Raw genomic sequence first — 19,817 nt, forward strand, 5'->3', positions numbered from 1 at the left:
AATGCTCTGCATTTCGCCCCAGTGCTAGCAGAGCATTTTTTACGCCGATATTAATTTTGAGGAAGGTTGCAGTTTGGTTACACAACATTTGTTTACATGCAGGAATGAAAAATGCTCTGCCACTACACTGCCTAATCTTTGGGCGCCTGCTCAAAAAATAATCACTTCGAGAGACGGGGAATGCTCGTAAGTTATTGAAAATACTACTCCTGCCTTTCGGCACGCCTTTTGAATATCGGATTGAGCGGAGGAAGTGATTATGAATCGGTTAGAACATGGATACACGTTGTTGGAAGCATTATCAATTGTGGCTATTTTCGGATTCGTGGCTGCATTGTCGCTTCCACAAGGCATCGCCATTCTTCAAACTTACAAACTGAAAGCAGGGACTCAACAAGTAGCTACGGCTATTCAATTCACGAGAGCAAAAGCGGTCTCTGAGAACTTTCAATGCACTTTTAGCAATTTTCTATCCAGTGGCGTCCAGAAATTTCAAATTACTGGCGGTGAGGACGATCACAATGATGGATTGAATCCTTGGGAAGACCGCAATGGAAATGGTGTGGAAGATACGATCACTTTCATTCCCCAGGAATTACCCACTGGCGTGAAAGTAGTCTCCACTCTAAATGGAATCTCAGCTGTTCCAGTAACCGGAAATCCAACTTCCAGCACCTCGTCTCTTGTTTTTACTCCGCTGGGAGTTCCAAAACTATCTAACGCCGCGGCGGCGATTTATCTGCAAAATCAAAAGTCCGAAAACATGGCAATTACAGTTGATTTATCAGGCAGGGTTCAGACCTGGAAACACAGCGGCACATCATGGGTAGCGATGTAGGGGGGAGAGAGAGAGAGAGAGAAAAAGAAAGATGAAAAAGCAAAATGCAGGCTTCGGTTTAATGGAAGTGCTGGTTTCGTTGTTGTTCCTCACGATTATGGCTCTTTCTATGATGAGACTGTTGTTGGCCGGCCTTCAGTTTAACAACATGGCGAACGATGAAACAAAACTCCTGGCAATTGCAAACGATCGTATGGAACAGCTGAAAACAATGAGTTTTACGAATCTTGGGATCCCTTGTTTGGATAGCAATACTTCTTGCGGGAGTCTCACAAGCAATGTTCTGGATACGTCAGTTACCCCCAACGTTCCTTATTACGACAGCAGCGATTCACTGTACGTGGTTCGCTGGACGATCAGCCTTCCCACCGGTGATTCAGATACCCGACGCTTGACCGTCAGAGTTGTGTCTAATCGCATCATTTCTTCCGGAAATCAGCGGGAGCTCACAATTTATTTTGACCGCACAAAGTACTGAGGAACTTCAGTTATGTCTCAAACACAAAAAGGATTTACGCTGGCCGAGCTTATGGTCTCGGTGACCTTGATGCTGATCGTTTTAATCGGTGCCTATCAGTTTATGGTGGCCAGCGCCAGAATCTATCGTTCTGAGGATGAGTTGCTTGCATTGGATCAGCAGGCGAGGGTTGCCATGGATGTGTTGGTACGGGCGCTGCGCCAGGCGGGGAGCGATCCAATGCAAACAGCTTTTGATCCCGGCACCACCGATTCCTATCCGATTCCCATGGCAAAACAGTACGCCGTTCGAATTCTTGCTGATCTGCCACAGGATACGATGAATGACGCAGGTGTTGCCGGAGCAGATGGAGACAGTTTCGATAGTTTTGATACGAACGGCGACAATCTATGGAGCGACGATGAAAATGAAAACGGCGATGGGATGCTGCTCCCTACCTATCCGGATCCGGATGAAGATGTAACGTTTTTCCTTTCCCCATCCGACAGTTCCTATGTTCCAACAGGATCGGGTCCCTGGACGCTTGTGAAACGCGTCAGAAATAGCTCAGGGGGATACACCGACCAGCCTCTGGCATCGAACATCATAACTTCAACCGGCAACATTGGCCTTGAATTTCGATATTGTCTTCGACATTTGGCGGGCGTGCATAACTCAGACACCATCCCCGTATCTTTTGCTACGCGATGGGCCGGCGTCAGTGGGACGGGTGTGGCTACGAATGCAAGCACTTATACAACGTTTGGTACTCTGCGTGTAATCAACCGTGTTCTTATTCGTTTGACCATGCGTTCCGCGAACCGGGACCGGCAGACTAAGGAATACGGCTACATCACTCTTGAGTCAGATGTTGACATCCGCACGCAGCCTTGAGAGGTAAACACTAATGGAACAAAGCAATCAAAATTGTAAAACTCGGGAGATGCACTTGGTCAAATACGAAAAGGGATCTTCATTGATCGTGGTGATCCTGGTTGTGTCCCTTTTGGCTTTGATGGGTTTGGGATTGGTAATGAATACGATCACCGATCGCGCTGTGGCCCGTAATATGTCGGCGACCAATAAAGCCCTATTTTCAGCGGAAACAGGCCTGGAGAGATTGAACGAGATGTTCGAGTTTGATTTTGCATATGATCGCACAGGCTTTTCAGAGACGAGAGGTTGGTCGAACGTATGGCTGCTCGTAGAACCGGGCACAGCCGGGGCAGACACTACCGATACAACCGGGCAGTGTACACAGCATAATCCAAAACACGATGTGGGACTTCCGGGCATTTCCTTTTTCCACATTGATGATCCAACGCTGGATGATGATTTAGATGGCAATTTTCAAAATGATGTCGATACGGATGGTGATGGGATTGTTGACATCACCAAGCCTTACTTTTTAAACCCTAACATTCCCGGTGCCACTGGAACCATTGGGGCTTCCGGTGAAACATCCACCAGCAAGCTCAATCGCTGGAGAATTCTCGTCAGGAATATCAAAGAAGCGCCGAATGCTGCTTACGTTTCCCATAATAACGTTAGTATCCTTGTCCTGGGAATATCGGAGGATTACGGCACCGGTTTCTCAGGCCAGCAGAATGAAGGGTCGGTTGTGAATGGGACCAGATTAATCGAGCAAGGTCTGACAGCCGAGCCGGTTTCTATTTGGAACAATGTCTGCTTTCTTGGAATCACAAACTCCGAACTGCTAGGGACAATGAAATATTATGGTTCCGTCCATATGATTAACGGCCAATACGGTACTAACGTATTAGAAATGAGTGGCAATGTGGGTGTTTTTAATTACTACCGAAATGCGGCCAGCGGATTAACGGAAAATCCACCTTGCTGCAACAATGGACCCGATGCGTCGCTGACAAACCTCCTTGCTGGTTTGCCAACGACACGAACGGGAGTTCCGACATTGAATGCCAAGATGCGTATCAAGAATGGGGATATTCTCATTGAAGGAAGCGCGACGATCGGTTGTGCGAATGACACCACACGCCCGGGCAAGGAAACCCTGGATGAGCTTTTGACGAACGGAACTTATGCAGATGCTGACAACTTACACTTTGATCGTTATTCGGTTTATGACGTACACGAAGATTTCATGGATCGAATTCAGTTTCCAGACACCATTAGCAATAGTCAGAAGTATTACGATATGCCGCGCGGTAAGACTTATGCCAATTACCAGGCGTATCTTGTCGGAAATCCGGACGCGGCGGCGGCAGAGGATTACGGAGCGCTGGCTCTAGACTTGACCACGATCAATCCGTTAAATCTAAGCACGGGAACACTTCCATGGGTTTTTTCAACTGAGAATTCTGCAGCAACCCAGGAGTCAGTGATGCTCCTGACTAATCTATTATCAGGAACGGGCAGCGACACTCGGGGAGGCGGGAACGCGAACGCAAGCTATATCACCGGTAGAAGCATGAATTGGTTAACCCGAAACCTTGCTTCCAACGATAATCCACAAGGTTCCCCGTTGACTGGCGGAAATGGCACGATCATCTATTTTGGTTTTGACCGCTACGACGCAGCAACCAGCCATGAGCCTGTTATTGGATACCAGATTGCCGGTGGCACACTTCAATGGGTCCGCGGAGGACCGACCGGATCAGGCACTCCGATCACGCTGCCCGATCAACTGGTCAATCACAATGGAGCATACTTTGTTGTCAAGGTAGCTAGATATTCGATCACCCAGACACTGGTAAATGCAATCGTGTACATCCCTCGAGACGCCACAGTCAGTGCAAAATTTACAAATTTCCTGTTCCATCCGGGTTCCGCCGGTACACCTGATGAGCAGGCTGCTTGGGATGCTCAATTCAGCCTGGCTCCGGTCAGCGGAAGTCACAAAGGCATGATTCGTTTCATGAACGATTTTCTGGATGTCCCGGCTCAAAGCGCCACGATTAACGATGATGTCGACATTGATCCAACTACCTGGGGACTCCCTGCTCTTTCAGCGGCGAATAGCTACACATATCCTTTTCTTACCGACTCGATGAGCGGCGATGAAATGACCAAATCAGCGATTATCGGTTCGGGAATCGTATTACTTTCCGGGCCCGTGTATTTCGACACCTCCGGAAGTGGAAGCGGTGATGGAACAGGGATTGATTACGATGGACGCCTGTCTATCATGGTTCCTTCCTGGGCGCCTACAGCCCCTGTCCTGGCGAATCCAGCGAATGATTCGGGGAATAATCAGATTTTCATCCGAACTTTTATCTATCCGAAGACACAGTTTCCTTGCAATGATGCGCTTTCTCTGATTTCATCCGGGGATATTGATGCCTCACCTAATCCGGCACAAAAGCGTGAAGCCCTCGTCCTTTATGCTCGAAATAAGTACGTCGTGGGTAAGCAAACAGACCTTGCAGGATCTGCTGTCGCCTATACGTATATTCAAGGTGGCGGAAGCGGAAACCCGAACTATTTGCAGGTCCCGGCGATGAATACCTGCATGCCGGATTTCTTACCGGGCAAGGACCCGATTACATTCACCCGTCCCACAACCTGGATGGAACGGTAGCACAAATATCCTTCTCTCCTCTGGGGCGCGACTCCTTCGCGCCCCTTTTCTTTTTCAGATGTAGCGCGGGCGTCTCGCCTGCGAATTCGCGCAGACGGGACGTCCGCGCTACTTTGCCTAAAACTTTAGCACTGCACAAAAAACGCAAGGAGATGGGTGCCCAAAAGACGAGTTTCTCGACGGAGCTCGGGTGGCACGCTGCTTGCTCTGGGAGTGTCTGGAGACAGATATGAAGAAGATATTGTTGATAGAAGATGAAGAATTCGTTCGCGGCGCCATATCACAGCTTCTGAGGAATATGAACTATGAAACGCTTGAAGCGGATAACGGCGCTGTAGGGCTTCAACTCGCGTGCGAACAGAAACCGGACCTGGTGCTCTGTGACGTGAACATGCCGGAAATGGATGGGCATTCCGTTTTGAAAGGCTTGAGGAGCAATCCCTTAACCAGCTCGACCCCTTTCATATTCTTAACCGGTCAGGGAGAGAAGGAAGATCTCCGGAGAGGAATGAATTCGGGCGCCGACGACTATCTCACAAAGCCAATCACGATGGAAGAATTGCGAAACGCAATTTCCGTGCGCCTGAACCGCCGGGCGGAAATTGCTCAGCACTATACGCATGAGCTGCAGTTGGCCGAAGAGAAAATGAAACGCCTCATTTATTACGATACGCTCACCGATCTTCCGAATCGAATGATGATTTCCGACATGATGCAGGAAATGCTGAAAAGCGGATCGCCTGAACTGGCTGTTCTTTGCTTAACGTTGGATCGCTTTAAACAGGTGAATGATGGTCTCGGTTATTACGAAGGTGACGTGATGTTAACGTTGCTGGCGGAAAGGCTCCGGAAATGCCTTCGTCATGAAAATATCATTGCTAGGATTTCACAAGATGAATTTGCAATTCTGGTCAAGGGAAACAGAAAGAGTGCCGAGCAATTTGCAACACGTTTGCTTCATTGCATTGAAAAACCGTTCGCATTGAACTCGTATGAGGTCTATTTGACCGCCAGCATAGGTGTGGCGCTGTATCAAGACGATGGAAATCAAATTGATCAGCTATTGAAAAAAGCTTGCACCGCGGCGGAACATGCCAGGCGAAATGGAGGAAATCAATACGTGTTTAGTTCAAACTGTCTCGATCTGAGCTCCGCTGAAAATCTTGTAATGGAAAATGAGCTGCGTCTTGCGATGGAACGATCAGAAATGGACGTTCATTATCAACCACAGATCGATGTAAAAACCGGTCAGATTGTTGGGGCCGAATCTTTGATGCGCTGGTGCCATCCAATCAAAGGGATGATTTCTCCCATGAAATTCATTCCGGTAGCGGAAGATTCAGGTTTGATTTTGCCTTTGGGCGAATGGATCCTCAGCATGGCATGCGCACACCTGAAACGGTGGAGAAAAGAAAGCAATTCGAGGTTCCGGGTGGCGGTAAACCTTTCGGGTTGCCAGTTTAAACGTCCCGACATCGGTGAACGACTTATGGCCATTCTGCGCGGATCCGGCGTCGATCCTCGCGATCTGGAACTGGAAATAACGGAATCTGTTTTGATTCAGAATCCTGAGACAGCCCTGAACAGGTTAAAAGAGTTGAAAACTCTCGGCGTTCAAATTTCGCTGGACGATTTTGGAACAGGCTATTCCTCTTTTACTTACCTCAAGCAATTTCCATTTGACACAGTGAAGATTGACCGGTCCTTCATTTCCGGCGTTGACCGCGATTCAAAAAATGGAGCTATCGTAACTGCGATTATTCAGATGGCTCGCAGCCTGAATCTGAAAATCATTGCGGAAGGAGTGGAAACTCAACAGGAATATGAATTTTTGAAGTTGCACGGCTGCGATGAGGTCCAGGGTTATCTTTTCAGTCCACCGGTGCCCTCCGTAAAATTTCACGAATTGTTCGGCCAATCTTATTTTGTCCCTCGACCAGAGGAGGTAAGGCACTGATATGGAAACAGCAGAAAAGGAATTTCGTATCCCTAAAACAGTTGCGCCTGTAATCTGTCATACGATTTCGGACGAAGCAATTCCAGGCGAAATTTTTCTGGACGTGGTGAGCAAATGCACGCCCAAGCATATCCAGAATTTCTTTGATCATGATGCTCTATTTTTTCCAATCCGGACGGCCCAGGCAGAACGGCCTCTATTGCTATCAAAGGAGATGGTGGTTCTTGTAGAGGCCGTTTCTGCCTTTCCTCCAGGAACCATGCTCGCTCTAAGTGACAGGAAAAAAGCTGTTCTTGACGTCCGTTCCGTTGGCTCAATTCACTGTGAAGTTCTGATTGAAGGTCCCATAGAACGTTCCCGCGTTTTGGATGTATTGAATCAGTCCAAAAACTTTGTTGCGATCGTCTGGCAAGAAAAATTTTCGCTGGTGAATATCCGGCACATCCTGAAAATAGTTGAGCTGTAGATATGGCCACAATCAACAATTTTCTAAAATACGCTGTAAACATGGGTGCGTCCGATTTGCACCTTTCTTCCGGTTCGGCTCCGCTCATCAGAATCAACGGTGAGCTCAGAAGCCTGAAATGGAATGTTCTGGATGCGAAAGAAACGCTGCAACTCATCGGCGAAGTTCTGAGTCCTGAACAACAGAAGATATTCTCCAGACAACTCGATCTCGATTTTTGCTATGAAGCTCCGAACATTGGAACTTTCCGTGCCAACATCTTGAAGCAACGCAACGGCATCGATGCAGTTTTTAGAATTATCCCTACCACGATTCGTCCTTTGGAAGAACTCGGACTTCCGCGTATTGTAAAAGACCTGACTCACCTTCACCACGGACTGATTCTTGTTACCGGCTCAGCCGGAAACGGTAAATCGACCACCCTTGCGGCCATGATTGATTACATCAACAGCAAGCGCCGGCTTCACATCGTGACGATTGAGGACCCGATTGAATTTGTGCATTCATCGAAGTTGGCGAACGTAAGCCAGAGAGAAGTAAAGCTGCATACAGAAGACTTTTCAACTGCATTGCGGGCGTCTTTACGGGAAGATCCGGATGTTATTTTGATCGGCGAGCTTCGTGACCTGGAAACCATATCGCTGGCAATCACGGCAGCTGAAACAGGCCATCTGGTTTTTGGCACGCTTCACACACGGACCGCCGCGAAAACGGTCGATCGTCTCATTGATGTTTATCCGGCGAACCAGCAGAACCAGATTCGAACACAACTTGCGGATGCCATCCGCGGAGTCATCAGTCAGCAGCTCATTCCGCGTGCTGATGGTAAAGGAAGGGTGATGGCCTATGAAGTCCTTGTCGCTACTCCCGCCGTTGCCAGTTTGATTCGTGAGGGAAAGACTTTCCAGATTCCAACTCTAATGCAGATCGGAGCGAAAGAAGGGATGTGCATGATGGACCAATGTCTCGCCCGTTTGCTGGCCGAGAAAGTGATCACAGAGGAAGAAGCCCTGTATAGAGCAGAGAACAAAAAACTGGTTCTCCCTGCCCAAAAGGGAACTAACGGAGGGAAGAATGGCTGAGATTGATTCGTTGTTAAAACGAATGATAGAAACCGGGGCTTCCGACTTGCACATGCTATGCGGGCAACCGCCGAAATTTCGGGTTCACGGTGAACTGGTTCCCGTAGAGGGGGAGATAGAGCTCACTCACACGCGTATGGAGCAGCTCCTTTTCGAAATCGTTGATAAAAACCAAAAAGCAAAATTTTCCGAAACTCATGATCTTGACTTTGCACATTCCCTTGAAGGCATCGCACGTTTTCGTTGTAACTTTTTTCTTCAAAAGCGTGGACCGGGCGCAGTTTTTAGAATCATTCCATCAAAAATCAAAACCATATCGGAATTAAATATGCCGGGTGTCATTGAGAAGCTGGCCCATCTCCAGAAGGGATTAGTGCTGGTGACCGGACCGACAGGCAGCGGAAAATCGACGACGCTGGCAGCCTTGATTGACGTGATCAATTCCAATTATCGAAAACATATCCTCACCATAGAGGATCCCGTTGAATTCGTACACACAAGCAAACAGTCTCTTGTTCGTCAAAGAGAGGTTGGCGCGGATACAAAAAGTTTTGCCAGCGCGATGCGAGCTGCATTACGTGAAGATGTCGATGTGGTGCTGCTGGGTGAAATGCGTGATTTTGAAACCATCGCGCTTGCCGTGACTCTTGCTGAAACAGGTCAGTTAGTCTTTGGGACTTTGCACACCAGTAGCGCAGCAAAAACGATCGATCGAATCATCGATGTATTTCCAGCGGAACAACAGGCCCAGATTCGAATCATGCTGGCAGATTCTCTCCGGGGTATCGTTGCGCAACAACTCGTGCCGACAAAAGATGGGAAAGGGCGCGCAGCAGTCGTTGAAATACTTTTCCGCGTTCCCGCGCTCTCCACTGTAATTCGCGAACAAAAGACGCAGCAAATTACATCGATCATTCAGGGGGGCAAAACAGAGGGAATGCAAACCATCGATAATGCTTTGATGGAACTTGTTCAAAAGAAAGTTATCGGCGCCGAAGAAGCTTACATGCGGGCGCAAGATAAGGACCTGTTCAAAGATCTCCTGGAATTTGCATGGATGGAAGCCGCAACGACAGGCCAAACCGAAAGAGTTCTCTCTATCTTGAAGGAAGGCCTGGATGTTGACACGAAAGATGACAGTGGAGCGACTGCCTTAATGCTCACGAGTAGCTCCGGCCATTCGGAGATTGTGCAGATACTTCTTGAGCACAGCGCTGATATCAATGCGCGGGACAAAAACGGAATGACGGCATTGATGCGTGCCAGCATGAAAGACAATGCAGTCATTGTCAAAGCTCTCATCGAAGGCGGCTCGGATGTAAACGGCAAAAATAATGGCGGCAACACAGCTTTAATGATTGCGAGTTCCGCAGGGAACCTTCTGGCCGTTCAAGAGTTGTTGAAGGGCAAAGCAAGAACCGATATTGAGGACAGTTTGACCTGCACTGTTTTAATGCGCGCGGCAATGGCAGGGCATGAGAAAACGGTTGATGCATTGCTGAAAGCAAAAGCAGACGTGCACGTAAGAGACAAATCGGAACGTACCGCCTTGATGTATGCTGTGGAAAAAGGGTATCCACAAATTGCATCCCTCCTGATTTCGGCCGGATCCGATGTCAATGCGAAAACAAAAGCAGGGATTACTCCACTCATGCTGGCAGCAAAGCAGAGCGTGGACACCGTTGACGTGTTACTGGAAGCCCATGTCGATGTAAACGCTGCGAGTGTGGATGGATTCACTGCGATGACGTTTGCGCTGGAAAAAGGAAATGCAGAAGCGATTGCCGCGCTCGTTGATGCTGGAGCGAATGTCAATATCAAGAGCAGAACAGGAATGACGCCTTTGATGTGGGCCGCCCGGCTACGTCCGGAGTTAGTGAGTCCGATCATTCATGCAGGCGCGGATATTCATTTAAAGACTCCCAGCGGGTATACTGCGCTTCGATATGCGCAAGAGGCGCGGCAGGAAGAAGTGGTGAACCTGTTAGTGCAGTCAGGCGCTAGGGAGTAAGCATTTAAACAATGTAGAGCGGGCGTCTCGCCTGCTGGTCTGCGCAGACGGGACGTCCGCGCTACTTCGCTTAAGAACTCAGGAGTTCGCGAACCTTCTTCAACAGGACTTGCATTGAAGTTGGTTTCTGCAGGAAGAACGCCCCCGGCTCCAGTACACCTTGACGAATAACAGACGCCTCCGTGTATCCGGACATATAAAGCACTTTCAGGTCCGCATTCTGCATCGCAAGACGTTGCGAAAGCTCCAATCCACCCATCTGTGGCATCACCAGATCTGTGATCACGAGATCCACTTTCACATTCTCACGCGAAGCAACCTGTATGGCCTCTTTTCCATTAGCGGCCTGTAAGATTTGGAATCCACTCATTTCAAGATATGCTCCGATCGCCATTCGAACCGCATCGTTGTCATCTACTACAAGAATTGATTGACCGGATGTCTCCTGCAGGGTCGTCTCTTCCGGTTCAGCAGGACTTTCTACTTTGGCATCGACAAGCGGAAGATAGATTTTGAATGTCGTTCCCTGACCAGGTTCACCATAAACCCAAATAAATCCACCTGTTTGTTTTACGATGCCGTAAACGGCCGGTAATCTTAGACCGGCTCCCATCGTTCGGTCTTTTCTGGTATAGAACGGCTCAAAAACATGAGATATGGCATCCTCATCCAACCCTACTCCCGTATCGCTGACACACAATCGAAGGTATTTACCCGGCGGCATGTTTGGGTGTGCCAGTGTGACCGTTTCATCGATCAAGACATTCGTTGTTTCTAACAGGACATCTCCGGCCTCCGGCATCGCTTCACGGGCATTGATTGTAAGATTGATGATCATCTCCTCCATTTGACTCAGATCAGCTTCAATTACACCCAGATCTTCCGCCAGTATCATTTTGATCTGTACATCTTCTCTCACAAGACGTTTCAGCATCGGTTCCAGATTTCTTAGCACCTGATTCAAGTCCAGTTTGCGCGGGGCTTGCATCTGTTTTCCCCCGAAGGCCAGTAAATGCCTTGTCAAAACAGATCCCTGCTCCGCCGCCCTTTGAATCTCCTGCAACTCCTGAGGACCGGGGCTACTCATTTTGATTTTCAGCAATTCACAATAGCTGGTGATTGTCATCAGCAGATTGTTGAAATCATGAGCCACACCGGCCGCGAGTCGTCCGATCGCTTCGAATTTGTGAACCGCGCGAAAATGTTGTTCCAATTCCAGTCGCGTCTCTTCCTGCCTCCGTTCGACTTCCTTTGCCTTTTCCTCGGCTTGTTTTTCCTTAGTGATATCGAAAAGGAAGCCGTAATAGTAGGTACCATCTTTACTGATACTTCCTTCATCGCGTATCCAGAGTTCTCCGCCATCGCGTGCAAACATCCGGTATTCACTGCTGAAAGATCCACTTCGTTTGGAGGCCGCTTCATGTTCGAGGACCTGATTCCGGTCATCCGGATGAATGTGTTGCCAATACAGTCCCGTTTGCGCGGTCCATTCTTGCGGCGTATATCCCAACAAAGCCTCAATCTGGGGGCTTACATAGATCCATTTCCCAAATTCTCCGATTTCAGCAACATAAACTACTGCTGGAATCTGCTCGAGAATTTTCCGTATCTCTTCTGTGGATTCCTTCCAACGATTCGTTGAGGATTCTTTATGTTTCATCCATCGATCTTCCAATTCCTATTGTAATGGAATATAGAACTTACTTATTGAGGTGCCAAAGTAATGAGTAATTTGCAATGAGTCCGCCGACAAGACTCATCACTCATTACTTATTGAGGTGACAGGTCCGGCATTCGTTTGGCGCGCGAGTTTCTTCATGGCAATCCATGCAGAAACTCATCTTGAACCGGGATTCGTGAATCCATTGATCTGCGTTCGTGAACTCTTCATGGCAGGTAGAACACTGTGCGGAGGAATGGTTTGCGTGACGAAAAATAATGTCCGGCGCGACTCTGTAGACGCGGATCCACTGAATTTCCGCGGGAAGATTCTTATCAGCATGGCACTCTCTGCATTCTAGCGTCGCCGGGAGTTGATTCAAATCGGGAATCACATGACAGGTCGAACACGTAATCTGTTTCTGAACGTGTTGAGCATGGGAAAAATTGAGTGGTTGGCGAATTGCAGAAGACCAGCGGAAATACACAAAGGATATCAGTAACACTGTTCCGACAACGATCGCGATTGTAGTTTTTCGCACGACAGAGTTCTATCACTGAGTGCCTCAGCTTTCAAGATTTGAATTACTTTACCTCAAACTTTCAACCGCCAAGGCGCCAAGGCCGCCAAGATTAAAAGTAGTTTCCCTTTACTTGGCGCTCTTGGCGTTTGAATTAGCGCGATGCAACAAGGGCTCGCGCCAGCAATCCCAGACTGATGGTTCGCAACAGTATTCCCACTAAACCGCTACGTCCGGCTCCGTAAAAAGCGATTGCGCTTGCCGTAGCTCCCAACATTCGTGCGGAAGGAGACCAGCCGTTTTGCGTGGTCTCTTCGATTCGCTGCAACGACCCTTCCGTTACGCGTTTTGCGCCTGCTGATAATTCCCTGGAATATTTTTGTAGGTGAGGCTTCAGCTCACGTGAATAATCATTCCAGGCACCGCTTGCTTCGTTCCAAAGCTCATTTGCTTTTTTCTTCAAAAGTTTTCTGCGTTTAGGACCTCTTTTTTCATCGAGCAATAGCGCTGCGCACAAGCCGCCTGCAACCACTCCTGTCAGTACCAATGCGTATTTCATAACTTGACTCCTTACATCAATATTGTATTTATGGAGTCCACAATGCTACAAGTGAGCATCAATAATCACTTGCTTCAGTTACCACCGGTTTAATGTCGATCACCGGAGTTTCATCGATCGCTTCGATGGGACCAATTAGCAGACGACTTGAATTGATTTCAAGAACCTTCACGCGATGCAGCCCTAAGGGGTTAGGACGATCGGGTGATCGTGTCGAAAATACTCCAGTAAGCGGACGTGTTGCGTCCCCTCTGGGGTGAACTTTTAGCACATCCCTTTGAGCGCGATGCAACCAGGTGATGACAATGATTTCGTCACCGGCCTGCATTCGTTCCAGGCCATCCATATAGATTGCATCCAACTCCAGATAAGCATTGGGCGCACCCTCCGTGTAAAACATTGGAGCATCCTTTGTGTTTTTGATTTCGGATCGAATTACTCCAATAGACTCAATGGAGAATGTTTTCATAAATTGCCTCCAATCATCAGCCGGCAGGCCTCTAACTTGCGCTCGAAAAAATTCGTTTCAGACTGGCTTCGCGCGAGCTCCATGGCTTTTTCAAAATGCTTTGCTGCCTCCTCCGGATGTCGTGCAAGAAGTTGAAATTCCCCTTGGGCCGCAGGATAAAACGGATAGTCCCTAAGCCTGGCAGCATCGGGAATTTTCGCTAATTCCGCTAAACCTTCTTCGGGTCCCATCGCTTTGCCCAGGGCTACAGCCCTGTTCAATGCTACGATGGGTGAAGGTTTTATCCGGTAAAGAGTGTCGTAAAGTTCCAAGATTTTTGCCCAGTCGGTTTTCTCATAGGTTGAAGCCGCGCAATGTAAAGAGGCGATACCCGCTTCAATATGATACTCGCTCAATTCGTCTCCCACCGAGGCTTTTTCCAGGAAATAGAATCCTTTTCCAATCAGGTCCCGGTCCCATTTGGAGCGGTCTTGCATTTCCAACATGATCAGATTGCCGTCGTCATCCATGCGGCCGTGAAGACGGGCCGCGTGGAAACAAAGAAGAGCTAGCAGCGCATGGGTCCTGGGTTTTCTTCCTTCCGGATGCTCACTTAAAAGTAGCGCCAATCGCATGGCTTCGAAACAAAGATCATCACGCACCGTCTGATCAGATTGGCTGCCATGGTAACCTTCATTGAAAAGCAGGTAGATGGCCTGGTAGACCGCCTCCAAACGCTTCGGTATTTCAGAAATGTTGGTGATTTCCACAAAAGTTCCCGAATGACGGAGCAGTTTGCGCGCCCGGCCCAATCGTTTTTCGATGGAATCTTCACTTGCCAGGAGCGAGTGAGCGATTTCAGAAACGCTGAAACCGCAAAGCGTTTTAAGGATGAGCGTTACCTGGACTTCGATTGAAAGCTCCGGATGGCAGCAGGAAAACATCATGCGGAGCTGATCGTCCTGAATTTCTTTTTCAAAGGACGACATTTGCGCATGAAAATCTTCCTGCGGCATTAGAATGTGCGCGAGTTCCGGAGCAAAGTAGCGGAATTGATCGTCCCGTCTCAGGAGATCGATGGCCCGGTTGCGCGCGACACGCATCAGCCACGCCGAGGGATTTTCGGGAACGCCTTGAAGAGGCCATGTTTCCAGGGCACGGCAAAGCGTGTCCTGCACCACGTCCTCTGCCAGGTCGATGCGGCCCAACCCGAAAATTCTGGTTAAATATGAGACCATCTTTCCCGCTTCATGGCGAAAAAAATGATCCACTAATCCCGGTACGTCTTGCGTAAAAAACTCCCTACATGGACACGAAGGGGCGGATCTCCACCGTTCCATCGCCTTCTAGAATGGGACAGCCCTTTGCTAATTCCAACGCCTGGTCCATGTCGTTAGCTTCGACCAACATATAACCCTGAATGGAATCCTTGACCTCGACGTAAGGACCGTCGGTAACGGCTTTCATCTTGCCACGGACAACCTTTCCGGTTGCATCCAATCGCTCTCCGAGCTGCTTGATATGGCCGCTCTTTTCCAGCGTCTCTTTCCAGGCCATCCACTTCTTCATGGTCTGTTGCATCTGTTCAGCGGACATAGACTTATAAGATGCCGGATTGCTCCGGAATAAATACATAAACTTCGACATTTTATTTCTCCTTTTCTCCTTTATTTGATTTTAAGCGCCAATTCAGCTTGGTGCCTCTTTTAAACAGTCCACGCTCCAGCCACCTGTCTGGTGGCGGCGTTGAAGCGGTTCCATACGTTAATGTTAGCGATCGCGATGACCAGAGACGCTAGCGCGCGTTCATCGTAATACCGGGCGGCCTCTTCCCAGATCTCATCGGGTACCGGGTCCGAGCGATCGCTGAGTCGCGTGACGCACTCAGTGAGTGCAAGCGCTGCGCGTTCGGCATCGGTGAAGTAGGGGGCATCGCGCCAGGCCGCCACAGAGAAGACGCGCTCGTCTGTTTCGCCTGCCTTTTTGAGATCGTGAGAGTGCATGTCAACGCAGACGCTGCAACCATTGATTTGACTTGCTCGCAATTCGACATGGGTGAGCGTCCGCGACGGCACGCCTCCCTTTTCCGCTGATGCTTTCAGGGCATGTAGTGCCCGCATGGCGTCAGGAACGATCATTGCGATGTTTTTTATTCGTGCTTGCATAACTTACTCTCCTTTTTCTCTTTTTTTCAGACCGGAATTTCGGACCTTCCTATAAAATGACGAACGAGAAAGCCGAAACCGGACAGTATAATTTGTGGAGCGATTCTCACTGCCTACTTTATGAATGTCTACAGTAGGTGACGATTTTTGACATACTATGCGAACTTTGTTTACAGTAGACAAAACCAACGTCCCTGCCCACAAAAAGGTCTTCGTGAGACTGAAAATGTAGTTTTTGTCAACAAGATATGCGTTCGAAGAATAGATCATGTATTTCTTAGGATGTCCTTAGGAATCAGTACCTTAAGTGCGATCGTGATTCCTTGGCATAGTTTTTGACTACTAAGATTGCCAAAGGAGCGGAGTGTTGTTAGTGAAAGGACTTCCAGCGAACGCCTTATCTCCAAGTGTGAGAATTCCACTAACACTTCTTTCGCACTAAGTTTTCGCGGATAGATACTCGAACCTTTCCGCTCCCTCAGCCGCATCACAGAGTTAAAGAGGACTGAAAATGATGAACAAAAAATGCCTCGCAATTTCGCTTTTTATTACAACGTTGCTTTTTACTCAGCTGATTGTCTCCGTCGCGGACGCCCAAACGTGTTTTGTTTATTCGGACACCCAGAACGCGTTGGTACCGCTGCAATGTGTTCAGAAAAACGATTTAACAACGTCATGTTCATGGCCTACGGACTGTACTACAGTTCCTGCGTCATCGAATCAGACGATTCTACAGATGCATACTATTTGGCATCAGTGTTTCGGCAATGTTGGGGGCTCGAATCCCCCTGTTGGTAGAAGTGCTCGGTGGTATGCGTTTCATCGTCAGTTCGAGCATGATTTCAATCAATGGCGTCGAACGATCAATTTTCCTCCAATCGAATCGTTGGATTGGTGCCCCAACATGAACTTACCTGTAGGCACTGGTCCCCAGCTTGCCCCGGGGGCTCATCCTGCCGGATGCGGTACCGGCACTCCGCGGCCCGATGACAGAAGTTGTCCAGCGTGCATTGCTTTTCCACAATGTCTTTTTCTTGCCGGAGCAGGACCAATCGATTGCCCCTCAGCGCCCAGTCCAAACTGCCAAACACCGGATGGGTCGATCAGTTTTCCCGGTAGGAATTCGCTTGATCAATTTCCGAATGTAGATGAAGTAAGCAAAATTCTCGATGGTCAGTTTCACGGGAGCATGCATGGTGCAGTGGCTCTTGCAGACCGTCAATCAACTTGTAACCCTAACAGTCCGACCGCTACCACTTGTTACAATCTGGATGCACGAAACCCGAATTGTTCGCCGCGAGACCCGATGTTTTGGCGTCTTCACAAAGCTCTGGATGATGTTGTACGGGCCTGGCAGGATTCCAAAGCTGTTGATGTTGTGCTGGTTATCGACCGTTCCGGCAGTATGTCAGATCCTGATTCCAGTGGTTCGACCAAGTTTCAAGCAGCTCTTAGCGCAGTCGACAATTTTGCGGACCTTCTTGAAAACTCACGGCCGGATGGTCAGCAAAACCGGATTGGTCTTGTGTCCTATTCCGATTCGGCTGCCATCAACATGCCGTTAACAGTGGCGGATGCAAATTTACGCGCTCCAGGTGGACCACTCCAAAACGCGCTAGCGAGTCTTTCTGCAAGTGGACCAGGTGGCTGTACCGGTATCGGCGCAGGTCTTCAGAAAGCTCTGGAAATGCTTTGTCCGCCTGGAAACTGTCAGGGTTTTTCTAGTACGGGAGACCGCAAAGCAATCCTTCTTCTAACCGATGGAATGGAAAACCGGCCACCCTGTCTGAGTCCCAGTGGTTCAACTCCCAATCCATTCTGCGGTACGCAATGCTTTGGCGCGCCCTTCGATTTCAATGTCATGGAATTTACGCAAGTGGTTGCCGTTGGTTTCGGAAATTCAAGTTCACTGAATGGTGATCTCTTAACCTTGATTGCTGAACGTCAGGGCGGGATTTATATGCAAAATCCAAACGGCCCCACGAATGATTTAAAAAACTTTTTCACTAAAGCTTTTGGCAAATTGACGGATGAATTCTTGCTGGTTGATCCGGAGGGTGTTATGTCTACGACCGAAGCAGCTTCTGATCCGGTTGAATACAATTCTTGTTTTGATTCGAAGCTGACATTCGCTTCCGGGTGGCAGAAACCAATCGCCGCGGGACAATTGCGTCTCATGGTTAATGCGCCTAACGGTGATCTAGTACCGCGTAACGCGCAACGTGTGGAGAATTCAAGCTCCTCCAGTTGGGAGTTTGACCGCATCACTTTGCCGTTTCGCGGGACGACGGGTGGGTTGTGGCGGGCTCAGCTCATCCGTCCCCATCGCAACTTTGTCAATGGATTCGCTCCTGATTCTTTGGCGGATACAGCCGCCGGAGTAACCGTTGTGCGACGTGAGATTCAGCGCTTATGCCCGGACGGTTGCAAGACTGTTTTGTATTTTGAATCAAAGCGACGTGGACCTCACTCTGTGTACGAACAAGCGTTGAAAGAAGAACGTGCAGCCGGTCTGATTGCTGCTGTTGAAACCACAACCGAATCAAACCGATTCAGTCAGGCAATCAATTCACAAACCTGGGATCTGATTGTCTATGCGCGGATGAGTTCCGATGGCGCCGAACCTTATGACCAGAGGTTCGCAAATTTGCTTTGCGAAGGACAGCGAGCAATCATCACAGAAACACGTCCCGAAGGACTGGCAATTTTGAGATGTGCAGGCGCGTTGCGCGATGAAAGAAAGAACTTCGATAGCATTCAAGGAGACGCAAAACTTTTTTCCGGATCACTCAAAATTAAGAATCCGGGTCATCCGGTCGCCAGCTATGGGTTGCGTCCCACTTCCGCTCAGAGTCTACCTGAGGCATTTGCGGAGAATAACCAGACAACTTCGATCCTCGCGCGTGCCGAGGGAGGCAAAGAAGTGCTGTGGCACATCAATGTTCTTGGAAGAGGTCTTTCTAAGCTTGACGTACATCATCGGTCCCTTAATCAAGGCACGGGAGACGAGTTAATCGCCACCGTTCGCATTCTGCCGTCTTATCTGCCCGCAGGTGGATTTGATCAAGTGGATGCGAGTGTTGAAGTTGAATATCCCAAAACTGGTCTTGGTACGTTGGTAGCAAAAGACCGGGAGAGCAAAGGGCGTGAGGTGCGAGGCGAGGTTCTTGACCAACGCACTGATGCGATGTCTAAGTTCGTCATTCCAACCGGAAAGGCTACTTTTCCGCTTTATGATGATGGCACACACGGTGATCTCTATCCGGACAACGCTTACTGGACAGGCACCTTGAGCGGCCTGGGTGCAATCGATGGCGCTTACAAGTTGCGTTACATTTTTGATTTTACAAAAAATGGTTGCACAACCCATCGCGAAATCGTTCATACGACAAATGTAGATGTGCGGGTGGATCCAAAATCAAGCGGGTTTACTCTGGTCGATCAGACTTCGATCACAGGTGGCGGGACGAGAACCGTTGTTCGTTTCAACCCTGCGGATCGCTACGGAAACGTCTTGGGGCCCGGTGCGATTAGTACAGTCATTTGTAAGCCGGAAAAAGTATGTCGTCTTTCAAAAGACGGAATCATCGATCACGGCAACGGTTCGTACACAATAACAGTTGATTCGGGTCCAAGAGTTGCGGGACTGCAGCTCATCGTTGCGGGAGCAACGTTCGATATTGCGCTACCATGCTTGCAATGCCCTCCATTGAAGGAACTCAAACTTTTAAGCAAACGCAATCTGGAACATTCCTTTACGAAAGCGTCGATTCGCTTGAACTCGCCGGCGCCCGCCGGTGGGGCGGAGATTTTCTTGTCGAGCAGTAATCCGGCGGCTGCAACCGTGCCGGCCAGTGTCGTGGTTCCAGAAGGCAAAAGTGAAGCGCAATTTGAGGTGATGATGCATCATGCGCACAGCGGGCCGGCTCCAGTGACAATTTCAGCGAAGTATGGATCCGCCAACGCCGTCGATCAAATAACAGTTCTCCCGGTCGGAAGCACCGCTGTCAGGTCCGATGAACCTCCCGCGATTCCTGTGCAACCGCATGACTACCATGAATAGTCGTTCCGCCGACTGAATACAAAGGAGGTATT

Annotated in this window: 16 protein-coding genes and 1 pseudogene; 11 read left to right on the plus strand and 6 right to left on the minus strand. The window is 49.0% G+C overall.

Annotation, left to right across the window (positions count from 1 at the left end):
* Positions 1-259: 259 nt before the first annotated feature.
* The 9 genes and pseudogenes from L0156_02485 (at position 260) to L0156_02525 (ending at position 10,370) form a co-directional block, all read left to right on the plus strand.
* On the plus strand, positions 260-838 hold the full coding sequence (locus L0156_02485) for a GspH/FimT family pseudopilin (protein MCI0601857.1): 579 nt from the start codon (positions 260-262) through the stop codon (positions 836-838).
* Positions 839-869: 31 nt separating this feature from the next.
* Positions 870-1,316 carry a hypothetical protein gene (locus tag L0156_02490; GenBank protein ID MCI0601858.1) on the plus strand — a complete coding sequence of 149 codons (447 nt, stop codon included), beginning with the start codon at positions 870-872 and terminating at the stop codon, positions 1,314-1,316.
* Between the two features lie 12 nt (positions 1,317-1,328).
* The gene (locus L0156_02495) at positions 1,329-2,189 is read left to right on the plus strand and encodes a prepilin-type N-terminal cleavage/methylation domain-containing protein (GenBank protein MCI0601859.1); all 861 of its coding nucleotides are present in this window, start codon (positions 1,329-1,331) and stop codon (positions 2,187-2,189) included.
* A gap of 49 nt (positions 2,190-2,238) precedes the next feature.
* The gene (locus L0156_02500) at positions 2,239-4,854 is read left to right on the plus strand and encodes a pilus assembly PilX N-terminal domain-containing protein (protein MCI0601860.1); all 2,616 of its coding nucleotides are present in this window, start codon (positions 2,239-2,241) and stop codon (positions 4,852-4,854) included.
* 229 nt (positions 4,855-5,083) lie between these two features.
* On the plus strand, positions 5,084-6,811 hold the full coding sequence (locus tag L0156_02505) for an EAL domain-containing protein (GenBank protein ID MCI0601861.1): 1,728 nt from the start codon (positions 5,084-5,086) through the stop codon (positions 6,809-6,811).
* 1 nt (position 6,812) lies between these two features.
* Positions 6,813-7,277, plus strand: a complete 465-nt coding sequence (locus L0156_02510) for a hypothetical protein (GenBank protein MCI0601862.1) — start codon at positions 6,813-6,815, stop codon at positions 7,275-7,277.
* A gap of 2 nt (positions 7,278-7,279) precedes the next feature.
* Positions 7,280-8,359: a type IV pilus twitching motility protein PilT gene (locus tag L0156_02515; protein MCI0601863.1), complete on the plus strand. Its 1,080-nt coding sequence runs from the start codon at positions 7,280-7,282 to the stop codon at positions 8,357-8,359.
* Positions 8,352-9,386, plus strand: a pseudogene (locus tag L0156_02520) (type IV pilus twitching motility protein PilT). Before L0156_02515 ends, L0156_02520 begins: the two are co-directional and overlap by 8 nt.
* 30 nt (positions 9,387-9,416) lie before the next feature.
* Positions 9,417-10,370: an ankyrin repeat domain-containing protein gene (locus L0156_02525; GenBank protein MCI0601864.1), complete on the plus strand. Its 954-nt coding sequence runs from the start codon at positions 9,417-9,419 to the stop codon at positions 10,368-10,370.
* Between the two features lie 70 nt (positions 10,371-10,440).
* Here the strand turns inward: L0156_02525 and L0156_02530 are convergent, their stop codons facing one another.
* Positions 10,441-12,030 (minus strand): response regulator, encoded by a 1,590-nt coding sequence (locus L0156_02530; GenBank protein MCI0601865.1) that lies wholly within the window; start codon positions 12,028-12,030, stop codon positions 10,441-10,443.
* 157 nt (positions 12,031-12,187) lie between these two features.
* On the opposite strand from L0156_02530, the gene L0156_02535 reads away from it, so the two are divergent.
* Positions 12,188-12,391: a hypothetical protein gene (locus L0156_02535; protein MCI0601866.1), complete on the plus strand. Its 204-nt coding sequence runs from the start codon at positions 12,188-12,190 to the stop codon at positions 12,389-12,391.
* Between the two features lie 313 nt (positions 12,392-12,704).
* Here L0156_02535 and L0156_02540 read toward each other — a convergent pair whose 3' ends face one another.
* The 5 genes from L0156_02540 to L0156_02560 all read right to left on the minus strand — a co-directional run bounded on the left by L0156_02540 (position 12,705) and on the right by L0156_02560 (position 15,722).
* Complete coding sequence (locus tag L0156_02540) at positions 12,705-13,109, minus strand: hypothetical protein (GenBank protein ID MCI0601867.1); 405 nt, start codon at positions 13,107-13,109, stop codon at positions 12,705-12,707.
* A gap of 58 nt (positions 13,110-13,167) precedes the next feature.
* On the minus strand, positions 13,168-13,578 hold the full coding sequence (gene tsaA / locus L0156_02545; protein ID MCI0601868.1) for a tRNA (N6-threonylcarbamoyladenosine(37)-N6)-methyltransferase TrmO: 411 nt from the start codon (positions 13,576-13,578) through the stop codon (positions 13,168-13,170).
* Positions 13,575-14,795 (minus strand): sigma-70 family RNA polymerase sigma factor, encoded by a 1,221-nt coding sequence (locus L0156_02550; GenBank protein MCI0601869.1) that lies wholly within the window; start codon positions 14,793-14,795, stop codon positions 13,575-13,577. Before L0156_02550 ends, tsaA begins: the two co-directional genes overlap by 4 nt.
* A 64-nt stretch (positions 14,796-14,859) precedes the next feature.
* On the minus strand, positions 14,860-15,204 hold the full coding sequence (locus tag L0156_02555) for a YciI family protein (protein ID MCI0601870.1): 345 nt from the start codon (positions 15,202-15,204) through the stop codon (positions 14,860-14,862).
* Positions 15,205-15,263: 59 nt separating this feature from the next.
* On the minus strand, positions 15,264-15,722 hold the full coding sequence (locus tag L0156_02560; protein ID MCI0601871.1) for a carboxymuconolactone decarboxylase family protein: 459 nt from the start codon (positions 15,720-15,722) through the stop codon (positions 15,264-15,266).
* Between the two features lie 904 nt (positions 15,723-16,626).
* Between L0156_02560 and L0156_02565 the strand changes: the two genes are divergently transcribed.
* Positions 16,627-19,785, plus strand: a complete 3,159-nt coding sequence (locus tag L0156_02565) for a VWA domain-containing protein (protein ID MCI0601872.1) — start codon at positions 16,627-16,629, stop codon at positions 19,783-19,785.
* Positions 19,786-19,817 lie beyond the last annotated feature (32 nt).

The organism is bacterium (genome assembly GCA_022616075.1).
Lineage (GTDB): Bacteria > Acidobacteriota > HRBIN11 > JAKEFK01 > JAKEFK01 > JAKEFK01.